Origin of the sequence: Actinokineospora alba, assembly GCF_004362515.1 — a bacterium.
Lineage (GTDB): Bacteria > Actinomycetota > Actinomycetes > Mycobacteriales > Pseudonocardiaceae > Actinokineospora > Actinokineospora alba.
On the sequence record NZ_SNXU01000001.1, the window covers coordinates 3,275,977 to 3,286,821 of the forward strand.

10 protein-coding genes are annotated in these 10,845 nt (G+C 70.9%); 3 read left to right on the forward strand and 7 right to left on the reverse strand.

Translation table 11 applies throughout. The features are described from left to right. Window positions 1-30 precede the first annotated feature (30 nt). Together C8E96_RS15080 and C8E96_RS15085 are read right to left on the reverse strand one after the other, a co-directional pair. Window positions 31-372, reverse strand: coding sequence for a hypothetical protein (locus C8E96_RS15080; RefSeq protein WP_091373779.1), 342 nt, complete (start codon window positions 370-372; stop codon window positions 31-33). A 192-nt stretch (window positions 373-564) separates the two neighbouring features. After that, window positions 565-891 carry a rhodanese-like domain-containing protein gene (locus C8E96_RS15085; protein WP_091373781.1) on the reverse strand — a complete coding sequence of 109 codons (327 nt, stop codon included), beginning with the start codon at window positions 889-891 and terminating at the stop codon, window positions 565-567. A gap of 81 nt (window positions 892-972) precedes the next feature. On the opposite strand from C8E96_RS15085, the gene C8E96_RS15090 reads away from it, so the two are divergent. Beyond that, on the forward strand, window positions 973-1,548 hold the full coding sequence (locus C8E96_RS15090; protein ID WP_091373784.1) for a TetR/AcrR family transcriptional regulator: 576 nt from the start codon (window positions 973-975) through the stop codon (window positions 1,546-1,548). 291 nt (window positions 1,549-1,839) lie between these two features. Continuing rightward, entirely contained in the window at window positions 1,840-3,966 is a 2,127-nt protein-coding gene (locus tag C8E96_RS33720) for a DUF6801 domain-containing protein (protein ID WP_176926753.1), read from the forward strand. A gap of 65 nt (window positions 3,967-4,031) precedes the next feature. Here C8E96_RS33720 and C8E96_RS15100 read toward each other — a convergent pair whose 3' ends face one another. The 3 genes from C8E96_RS15100 to C8E96_RS15110 are packed head-to-tail and all read right to left on the reverse strand — an operon-like array spanning window position 4,032 to window position 5,290. Beyond that, window positions 4,032-4,475, reverse strand: coding sequence for a pyridoxamine 5'-phosphate oxidase family protein (locus C8E96_RS15100; protein ID WP_091373787.1), 444 nt, complete (start codon window positions 4,473-4,475; stop codon window positions 4,032-4,034). Then, on the reverse strand, window positions 4,475-4,918 hold the full coding sequence (locus C8E96_RS15105) for an iron chaperone (protein WP_091373790.1): 444 nt from the start codon (window positions 4,916-4,918) through the stop codon (window positions 4,475-4,477). Before C8E96_RS15105 ends, C8E96_RS15100 begins: the two co-directional genes overlap by 1 nt. Before the next feature lie 33 nt (window positions 4,919-4,951). Beyond that, the gene (locus C8E96_RS15110; RefSeq protein ID WP_091374272.1) at window positions 4,952-5,290 is read right to left on the reverse strand and encodes a VOC family protein; all 339 of its coding nucleotides are present in this window, start codon (window positions 5,288-5,290) and stop codon (window positions 4,952-4,954) included. Window positions 5,291-5,417: 127 nt separating this feature from the next. Between C8E96_RS15110 and C8E96_RS15115 the strand changes: the two genes are divergently transcribed. Further along, a complete protein-coding gene (locus tag C8E96_RS15115; protein ID WP_176926754.1) occupies window positions 5,418-8,285 on the forward strand; it encodes an ATP-binding protein in 2,868 nt (955 codons plus the stop codon). Here C8E96_RS15115 and C8E96_RS15120 read toward each other — a convergent pair. Together C8E96_RS15120 and C8E96_RS15125 are read right to left on the reverse strand one after the other, a co-directional pair. Further along, window positions 8,276-8,899, reverse strand: coding sequence for a VOC family protein (locus C8E96_RS15120; RefSeq protein ID WP_091373793.1), 624 nt, complete (start codon window positions 8,897-8,899; stop codon window positions 8,276-8,278). The genes C8E96_RS15115 and C8E96_RS15120 overlap by 10 nt on opposite strands. 100 nt (window positions 8,900-8,999) lie before the next feature. Next, complete coding sequence (locus tag C8E96_RS15125; protein ID WP_228769844.1) at window positions 9,000-10,775, reverse strand: S8 family serine peptidase; 1,776 nt, start codon at window positions 10,773-10,775, stop codon at window positions 9,000-9,002. Between the last annotated feature and the right edge of the window lie 70 nt (window positions 10,776-10,845).

Here is a 10,845-nt window from a genome sequence, read left to right on the forward strand (position 1 = left end):
AAGACGCCGTCCGGTCAGGCGGCGCGGTGCTTACCGGTCGGCGTACGCGGTCGCGAGCTGTCCGACGAACGTGGCGAAGGGCATGTCGAGGTCGCCATGGAGCGCACCGGCGACCGGATCGGCGTTGTCGGCGAGGATCTCGACGATCAGGGAGGCGTAGTCGGCGCCGATCAGTCCGACGCCACCCCACAAGACGTTGGGCCCCAACGGGAGCAGCGCCATGCCGACGGTGGGGGCCGCGATCGCGCCCGCCGCCCAGCTCATGCCGGAGATGCCCGCGTGGGCGCCCTGGAGTCCCGGTGGCGCCAGGGCCGCCACGATCGTCGGCAGCGAACCGACAATGAGGATCTCCCCGGCGGTCCAGATCGCCACTGTCCACGCGAGCCCGATGCCGTCGCCGACGAAGGCGGTGATGCGAATCCCGCCGCGGCCACAAGGCTTCCGGCCGCGATCAGCGGGACCGCGAAATCGCGGATGTCCGTGCCGCGGTCGAAGAAGCGGGCTACGAACTCGCCGCGCCTGCCGTCAGCGCCGACTGTCGCGGGCGCTGACGGCAGGCGAAGGTCAAGCCGACTCGGTGGGCAGGCCCGCCGCCACCCAATCCTCGATGCCGTCGCCGTACTTGCGGACGTCGGTGTAGCCCAGCGCGGTGAGCCGTTCGGCGACCTGTCCGCTGTTGGGGCAGGCGAAGTTGGAGCAGTAGGTGACGATCGCGGCATCGCGGTCGGGCAGCACGGTGGACGCCTGTGCGTCGACGTCGGTCAGGACCAGGGCGACGGCGCCGGGCAGGTGTTGCTTGGCGTAGTACTCGCCACCCAGCGCGTCGACCAGGGTCACGGCGCCCGCGTCGATCGCGGCCTTCAGCTCGTCACGGGTGATGGATGCGGTCATGTCGCTACCTCCAGCTAATCGGACTATAGTCCGGATGTGCCTCACGACCTTAACGGACCGCAGTCCGGTTCGGCAATCCCGGTGGAACTGCTGCGCACGCCGCCGCCCAGGGAGCGCGCGGACGCCGCCCGCAACCGGGCCGTCATCCTGGACGCGGCCGCCCGGCTCTTCGCCGAGCACGGCGTCGAAGCGGTGTCCATGGACCAGGTGGCGGCGGCCGCGGGTGTCGGCAAGGGCACCCTGTTTCGCCGCTTCGGCGACAAGGCCGGACTGGCCGTCGCACTGCTGGACGCGCGCGAGCAGGTGCTCCAGGAAGCGATCCTGAGCGGACCGGCGCCGCTGGGTCCCGGTGCTCCGGCGGCCGACCGTCTCGCCGCGTTCGCCGACGCGTACCTCGACTACCTGCTCGCGCATCTGCCCCTGGTGCGGATGTCGGAGACCGCGGCGCCCGGCGCCAGGTACCGGATCGGCGCCTACCGGTTCTGGCACCGGCACGTGACGATCCTGCTCGCCGACACCGCGGACGCGGAAGACACCGCCCACGCGCTGCTCGCTTCTCTCGCCGCCGAACACATCGCCGCGCTCCTTCCCGAAATCGGCGAACAACGCATCCGTGCGGGTATCACGCGCCTATGGCGGAATGCGCTGATCGGCTAAGCAGGTTTCTTGCCGCTTTCGCATTTCCGGCTAAAAATGGCGGAAATTGTCATGACACGACAAGCGTGTTGTGCGGTTACTAGCAAACACAATGCTTGTCCGCAGACTTGAAGTACCCTACATTTCTTGGCGTACCGCCTGGTACTCAAACCCTGGATGAAACCGCATCAACGGGACCGACGGCAGTCGGGGAATTGCTATGCCCCCTATCCCGATAAAAGCGGCGCGCCGAGCTGAATCAGCCACAGGAAAGGGATAATCGTGAAACCTGTCCGATTGCCTGGGAGAATGATGGCCGCGGGAGTCGCCGCGGTAAGTGTCGCGGGGCTGATCACCGTGGGTCTGGTGGTCGGGGCGGGAAGCAGCTCCGCTGTGCCGGTCACCCTGACGCAGAACTACGACTGCGTCTTCCCGCTGATCGACAACCAGCCGATCAAGATCGTGGTCAGCTCGGAGATCCCGGCCACCGTGGCGCTCGGCGAGCCGACCGGGGCGTTCAAGATCAAGGCGCTGTCCATGGTCGGCGCGGACGCCGCCGCGGGCCTCGGCCTGGTCGGCGCCAGGTCGATCGAGGGCACGGCCGTGTCCGTCGCCGAGATCGACTCGCCCGAGCTCAAGGCGACGGTGACCGTTCCGGTGGGGATCGCCAAGCAGCCCGTGCCCAGGCCCGCGACCGACTTCACCATCGAGGCCATCGGCGAGACACCGTCGCTGAGCTTCACCAAGCCCGGCACGGCGACGGTCAGCGTCAACGACATCGCCATCACGATGATCGCCCGCAAGCTCGACGGCACGCCCATCGAGCTCCCCGGGTCCGACCCGGTCACCAAGGCGTTCAAGGCCGACTGCACGCTGAATGCGGGCGAGCCGACCAAGCTCGCCACCATCACCATCACCGACGAACAGTGGACGGGCGATCCGCCGCCGCCGCCGGTCACCCACACCCCGGTTCCGCGCCCACCGGGTGAGCCCGCGAGGCTGAGCCAGACCTACGACTGCGTGTTCCCGATGCTGGGCCATCAGCCGATCGTCGTGGACATCACCGCCGACATCCCGGCCGAGATCCCGGCCGGCCAGGACTCCGGCGAGTTCCGGATCGAAGCCGACGCCACCGTGCCCGCGTCCTCGACGCTGGGGATGAACATGTTGGGCGCCACCACGATCGAAGGCGCCGCGGTGTCCGGCAGCGAGATCAGCGCGCCGGGCTTCACCCTGCCGGTGAAGGTGCCGATCACCATCGCGAAGCAGTCGATCCCGGCGTCCGGGGAGTTCAAGATCCGCGCCAACGGTGTGACCCCGTCGCTGTCGTTCGATCAGCCGGGCGCGGGCGACATCAAGGTCAAGAGCATGAAGATGACCATGACGCCCAAGAAGGCCGACGGCACCCCGACGGCTCTGGGGACCTTCGAGGCGGCGTGTGGCCTGTACTCGGGCGAACCCACCGTCCTGACCACGTTCAGGGTCACCGGCGAGCCGTCCACCACCACACCGGTTCCGACCAGCACCACGCCACCGCCGGTCACGACCACGACCACGGAACCCCCGGTCACGACGACGACGGAGCCCCCGGTCACGACCACCACCGAACCTCCGGTCACCACGACTGAGCCTCCGGTCACGACGACCACGACGGAACCGCCGGTCACCACGACGACGGAACCGCCGGTGACGACAACAACCGAGCCCCCGGTCACGACGACCACGACGGAACCGCCGGTCACCACCACGGAACCTCCGGTCACGACGACGACCACGGAACCTCCGGTCACCACGACAGAGCCTCCGGTCACGACCACGACCACCGAGCCTCCAGTCACCACCACGACCACGGAACCCCCGGTCACCACGACGACCACGGCGTCGCCGACCACGAGCACAACCGTGCCGACGACCACGACCGCGCCGAACAACCCGATCGAGGTCCGTTATCGACTGCGCGGCAGCACCACCGTCGCGAAGCTGCAGGCGCCCGTGCGCCTCACCGGTGGCCTGGACGCCAAGTTCGACCCGGCCACCAGTGCGTTCAAGGCCGACCTGAGGCTCAACAAGTCGTCGATCAGGTTCGACCTGTTCGGCTTCCTGCCGGTGTCGGCGTCCCTCGACTTCCAACCGCAGGGTGACACCACAGGCACCTTCACCGACGGTGTCGTGCGGTCCAACTCCAAGGTCAAGATCGGCGTTGCGAACCTCCGACTGTTCGGTATGCCGATCTCGCGGACGACCGGTGGCTTCCTGTCCAGCACACCGGCGGACATCAGCCTCACGTCCGCACCTGGTTTCGACCCGGTGAAGGGCGGAACGCTCAGCGGCACCTACACCATTCCGCTGTTCGCGGGCAGCCCGCAGTTCGCGCCCACCGTCAACGCGCTGGTCGCGGGCCCGGGCAACACCGTGAGCATCACCCTGAACAAGAAGTAGCCATTCGGAAATGCCGAACCGCGGGAAGGCTCCCTGAGCCTCCCGCGGTTTTCGGTCAGCGCGGACTAAACCTGCCACTCACCGGCGATCATCAGGTCCCGGCCCGCGATCTCGTTGGCCTCGCGCCAGCACTGGATCAGTTCCGGGCGGACGCGGAAGTACGGGTAGTCGCGCTGCTTTCGGGGATCGAAGCCGGTTTTCGCGGCGAACTCGTCGGCGACGTCGGTGGTGATCCCGTCCGCGACCGACGCCGATCCCTCGATGAGCACCACGTCGCGGGTCGGGCCGATCGTGAGGCGGATCCGCCCGACGGCGCGGAGGTTCCGCGCCGTCGGGTTGGTGGCCGCGGTGGAGATCAGGAGCGTGTCGCCGTCCCAGAGGAACGACAGGGGGACCAGGTACGGCGTGCCCGCGGGGCCCGCGGTGGCCACCCAGGCGTCGACGTCGTGGTCGAGCCGGTGCAGGGTGTCCTGCTTGCGCTGCTCGGGCGGTCGGGGCGGGGCTGTCATCAGCTCGCCGCCTGCTTGACGAGCGCGCTGATCCGCTTCTCGTCGGCGGGGGTCAGCGCCGTCAGTGCGAAGGAGGTCGGCCACATCGCGCCGTCGTCGAGCGTCGCCTGGTCGCTGAAGCCGAGCGTCGCGTACCTCGCCTTGAACTTCTCCGCGCTCTGGAAGAAGCAGACGACCTTGCCGTCCTTGGCGTATGCGGGCATCCCGTACCAGAGCTTCGGCGCCAGGTCGGGCGCGCTGGATCGGACGATGGCGTGGATCCGCTCGGCCATCGCGCGATCCGGTTCCGACATCTCGGCGATCTTCGCGAGGACGTCCGGCTCCAGGTCGGCCTTGGCTCCGCGCCGCGCGGCCTTCTTCAGTTCCTGGCCGTGCTCCTTCATCGCGGCGAGTTCCTCGTCGCTGAACCCGACGCTCTTGGTGGACTTCTTCGTGGCGGTCATGGCAGGTTTCCTCTCTTGTTCCGCGGGCAGTGGTCAGTGGTCCTGGAGCAGGCCGAGAACGTTGCCGTCGGGGTCGGTGAAGGTGGCGACCAGCCGACCGCCGCCGACGTCGCGCACGGGGTCCTGCGCGGTGGCGCCCGCGGCGGTCACCTCGGCCAGCTTCGCCTCGATGTCCGGCACGTGCCAGTAGGCCACCGGCGAGGTCATGCCCTGCGGCCCACCGCCCGGCACCAGGCCGATGTGCTGGCCATCGGCCTCGAAGCCGACGTAGTACGACTCGTCCACCTGCGGTTCCGTGCCGAGCAGGGCGGTGTAGACGGCCTTCGCGGCTGCCAGGTCGGAGACGGGGTGCAGGACGGTCTTGACGGACATGGTCACTCCTTGGATCTGATCGGTCGTGGCCGGTGATGACCACGGCATAAGCCTCTCCCGGATGCGGCAGGACCACATCCGTGCAGACCACGGAGAACACCACTGAGTCCACACTGGATGCGGCAGGATGGGCCCCGTGGTGGCTCAGGCGGGGATATCTACGAGGGAAGCCGAGGTGCTGTCCCTGCTGGGGGAGCACCTCAGCAACGCGGAGATCGGCGCGCGGCTGTTCATCTCCGTGCGCACCGTCGAGACCCATGTGTCGTCGCTGCTGCGCAAGCTCGGCGCCCCGGACCGGCGGGCGCTCGCGCAGCTCGCCACCGAGTGGAGTCGGGCCGCGCGCGGCGGCAAGGTCGCGTCCGGGCTGCCCGCGTCGGTGACGGCGTTCGTCGGCCGTGAGCGGGAGCGGGCGGCACTGGCCGAGGCGGTCACCGCGCACCGGCAGGTGAGCGCGGTCGGCCCCGGCGGCGTCGGCAAGACCCGGCTGGCGCTCGCGGTGGCGGCGCGGGCGGCGGGCGAGTTCGCCGACGGCGTGTGGTTCGTCGACCTTGTCCCGGTCACCGATCCGGCGATGGTCGGCGCGGCGGTGGCCGCCGCGGTCGGCATCGGCGAGCACCAGGGCCGCGGCATGGACGAGTCGGTGATCGCCGCGCTGGCGGACCGGCACGCGCTGCTGGTCCTGGACAACTGTGAGCACGTGCGGGACGGCGTGGCGCCGTTCCTGGAGCGGCTGCTCGCGGGCTGCCCTCGGCTGACCGTGCTGGCCACCAGCCGGGCCCGGCTGATGGTGCCGTTCGAACGCGTCCACCCCATCCCGCCGCTGTCGCTGACCGGCGACGGCGAGTCGGACGCGGTCGCGCTGTTCCTCGACCGGGCCGCCGCGGTGGGCTGGCCGGTGGCGCCGGAGCAGCGTGACCAGGCCGCTGAGATCTGCCGTGGGCTCGACGGTGTGGCGCTGGCGATCGAGCTGGCGGCCGCCCGGTTGCCCACGCTCGGCCTCGACGGCCTCGCCGCCACCCTGTCCGACCAGCTGCGGCTGCTCAGCGGCGGTGCCCGGGCCGCCGACCGGCACCAGTCGGTGCGGGCCATGCTCGACTGGAGCCACGACCTGCTGGAACCGGCCGACCGGACGCTGCTGCGCCGCATCGCCTGCTTCGTCGCCCCGTTCACGGTCGACGCCGCCGTCGGGGTGGCGGGGTTCGCGCCGCTAGAGCCTGCCGAGGTGGTCGACGGTCTGGCCCGGCTCACCGAACACAGCCTGCTGGCGGCGGTCCCGTCCGTGGGCGGAACCCGTTACCGCACACTGGAAACCATCCGCCAGTACGGTGTGGAGCAGCTGTCCGGCGCGGACGAACTCGGCGAGGTCCGCTCCCGCCACCTGCGCTGGTGCTCGACGACCGCCACCGAGCTGACGCGTGACCCGGCACCGGGCGCGGGGGCGTGGCGAGCCAGGTTCGACGCGGCCGCCGACGACCTGCGGGCCGCTCTCGGCTGGGCGGCCGCGGAACCCGATCACCGACCCGACGCGTGCGGCCTGGCGCTCGCCCTGGCTTCCCTGGCCTTCACCCGGAATCTGATCGGCGAGGCCCAGCAGCGCTACGAACAGGCGGCATCGCTCGCCGCAGACGCGGACGTCGCCGCGACCGCCCTGCGGTCCGCCGCGGCGGTGGCGGGCTGCCGAATGCGGGGTGACGACATGTACCGGCTCTTCCGCGCCGCCGCGGACACCGCCCGCGGCGCCAGGGACAGCGCGCACGCCGCCGGGGACGCCGCGCACGCCGCCGGGGACGCCGCCCGCGGCACCCGGGACACGGCCGGGGCCGCCCGCGACCTGGCCACGGCCGCGGCCACGACCTACCGCTTCTCCGGCACGTTCACCCAGCCGCCACCGCCGGGCGAGGCCGCGGCGCTGCTGATCGAGGCCCGCGAGCTGGCGGGCGACGAGCCCGCCGCCCAAGCCGCGATCGCCCTGGCCGAGTGCGGCGTGCTCACGGACAGCCCCCAACTGGCTGTGCCGCAAGCGATTGCGCACGCCGAGCGGGCCGTCGACCTGGCGCACCGGACCGGCGACCCGCTGGCCGAGAGCGCGGCTCTCGACGCGCTCACCGCCGCCCAGTGCTGGGCGGGCGACACCTTCGCCACCGCCGCCACGACCCGACGGCGGGTCGAGCTGCTCGCCTCGGCGCCCGCGACCCCGGCCAGCGCGCACGAGCGGGTGAACGCGCTGTCCGAGGCGGCCGAGACCTGCATCGGAGTGGGCGACATCGAGGGCGCCCGCCGGTGGGGCGAGCAGCTTCGCGACCTGCCGCTGCTGGCCGAACGGGGCGACTTCGCCACGTCCCGCCTGCTCGTCGCCGACGCGCTGGCGGGCAACGTCGACGACGTGCTCGCGGGCAGCAGGCGATTCCTCGACGCGTGGGAGCGCTCCGGCAGCCTGCACGCGCCCACCCTCGCCATGGCGGCCGCCGCGGTGGCGATGGTCCACGCCCTGCGCGGCGACGACGAGTCACGAGACCAGTGGCTGGCCATCGTCGACGAACTCGGTGTGGCACAAGAACACAAGGCGGGCCACAGCGCGGTGTTCGACGCCATTGTGCTGCTCCACCACGGTCAGGCCGGGCAGGCGCTGGCGAGGATGGTGGGCGAACCCGAGGAACTGGACGAATGGTCCGTCTGGGTGTGGCGGCACTGGCACCTGGCGCTGCGGGCTGAGGCGGCGGCACTGGCCGGGAGCCCCGAGGCACGCGACTACCTCGCCGCGGCCCGAAAGACCGTGGCGGGCAACCCCATCGCGGACGCTCTCCTGGAACGCGCCGAGGCCCTGCTCGACGACGACCAGCCCCGGACGCTCGCCGCCGCCGCGGCGTTCGAAGCGGCAGGCTGCCGCTACCAGTGGGCGCGCACGCTGGTCGTTGCCGGAGGCGACCACGCCACGACCGGCGCGACAGTCCTGGCCGACCTCGGCTTGGCCCCGATGGCGACCCCTCACACCTGAGCGGTGCGGGCTGCCTCCCAGGTGAACCCGTCGGGGTCGGCGAAGGGTTCGGTATCGCCGCCGAGGATGAGGCGGTGTGATCCCGTGCCGTCGGGGGAGACGCCCGCGTCCTTGGCGAGGGCGCGGCGGCCGTAGAGGGCCAGCTTGACCGGGCTCGACGGGGTGGCGAACTCGACGTACTTGCGGCCGAAGCTCTTCGCCACCACGAGGCCGCGGTCGACGTAGAACCGCTTGCTGGCGGCCATATCCTCGACTCCCAGCAGCAGCACCATGTCGTCGATCTTCCGGGTGTCCGGGCCGGTGTCCTTCTTCGCCGACGTCGCGACCTTCCAGATCGTCCCGTCGGGCGCCTGGATGACGCCGCCGTAGCCCCAGAACGACTTGGCGACGGGCTTCAGCGGGGTGGCGCCCGCGTCGATGGCGGCGCCGATGAAGCTCTTGACGGTGGCCGGTTGGGACACCATGAGGGAGAGGGTGAAGCCGCGGAAGCCGGTCGTCGGCGCCTGCGAGGCCCGCAGGCGCACCTGGGTGTCCAAACCGAACGCGGCGGTGTAGAAGTCGTTGGCGGCCTGGGGGTCGGCCACTTCGAGTGTCACGGAGTCGATGGAAGTCATGCGGGCAACGCTAGGCGCGGCCCGCCGGTCCGCGCTTCTCGATTCCTGACCGGTGAAGCGCGGTGGCGCTGTAACGAATCACAGCGCCACCGCGCGGGCATCAGATGGCGAAGCAGAGCGGGTTGGTGATGTGCTTCGAGCAGCGGACCTGGCGGCTGGTGCTGCCGGTCTGGCCGCGGCTGTCGCTGACGGTCAGGTTCACCTGGTAGACCTTGGTGATGTTCGGGTAGCTGTGCGTCGTCGTCTTCCCGGTTCCGGTGGTGCCGTCACCGAACGCCCACGCGAAGCCGCCGACGGCGCCCTCCTCGTCGGTCGACGCGCCGCCGTCGAAGGAGCAGACGTCGCGCTGGCAGCGGACGGTGAACGCGGCCGTGGGCGGCAGGTCGCCCGCCTTGACCATGCGGCGGGTGGTGTTGGTCTTGCCCGCGTTGTCGGTCACGGTCAGCCGGACGCTGTAGTAGGCCGCCTTGCCATAGGTGTGGCTAGCGGTCTTGCCGGTTCCGGTGGTGCCGTCGCCGAAGTCCCAGGCGTAGCCGGTGATGGTGCCGTCGGTGTCGGTCGAGCCCGCCGCGTCGAACGAGCAGGTGGTGTTCGACGTGGAGCAGGCGCCGGCGAAGGCCGCGGTGGGCCGGCCGGGGTCCGCGGCGCCGGCCGGGTAGTCCTGAGTGGACCGGACGTCGAGCAGCGGCTCCTTGACGTTGTCGCCGGAGTCGTCGGTCCAGTCGGTGTTCGCGGTGTCGATCAGCCGCTGCCGCACGGCGAGGACGCCGTCGCGGCCGGTGGCGCGGTTGCCGTTGGCGGTCAGCAGACCCGCGGCGCCCGCGACGTGCGGCGCGGCCATGGAAGTGCCGCTCAACACCTTGTACCCGCCGTTGAGGTGCGTGGAGTTGATGCAGGTGCCGGGCGCGGCGATCTCCACCGTGGAGCCGAAGTTGCTGAAATCGGCCAGGGTGTCGTCCTGGTCGGCGCGGCACGTCGAGCTCGCGCCGCCGCCCGGCTTGCCGTTGAAGTCGGCCAGCGCGGACACCGTGACGACGTCCGGGAGGTTGGCGGGGAAGAACGTCTTGGCGTCCTTGTGGTTGTTGCCCGCCGCCACGACGAACACCACGCCCTTGGCCACGGCGTTGGTGATGGCCTGGCCGAGTGCGGCGTCGGTGCAATTGTCGCAGCCGAGGCTCATGTTCGCCACCTCGATCTCGGCGGCGTTGGCGGCCACCCAGTCGACCCCGGCGGTGACCCCGGACAGGCTGCCGCTTCCGCCGGAGCCCAACACTTTCGCCGACCAGATCCGGGCTCCGGGGGCCATGCCGACGACTCCGGCGCCGTCGTCGCGGGCGCCGATCGTGCCCGCCACGTGGGTGCCGTGGCCGTGGTCGTCGGCACCCGAGTTGTTGGTGCAGGTGGTGCTGTTGACGCAGTTGGTCCTGGCCACGACGTTCAGGTCAGGGTGCTGGGCGACGCCGGTGTCGATCACCGCGACGTCGACGTCGACGCTGTAGTCGTTGCTGCCGTTGATTTTCAGGTTCGGGTTGGCGGTGGCGTTCGCGCGATCCACGCCGGTGGGGACGGTGTCTGTGGTGTGCATGAGCCGGTCCGGCTCGACCGAGGCGACTCTCGGGTCGCGGCGCAGCGCGTCGGCGCCGCCCGCGGTCAGGGTGGCCGAGAATCCGCGCAGCGCGTGCTGGTAGATGTGCCCGACCTGGCCGCCATGCCGGTCGACGTGCCCGGTGGCGAACGCGGCCGGGTCCTGGGCGCCGTGTAGGACGACGACGTACCCGGACTGAGCCGGTGCCGCCGCGGAGACGCCGGTGAGGGCGGCTGAGGTCAGCGCCAGCACCCCGACTCCGGTGAGCAGCGCTGTGGTGATTGTGCGCACGATTGGTCCTCTCGCAGGGTTTTCGCAGGGCCGCGACGAGTCGCGGTGCGGCAACTGTCCGAGGAGATGA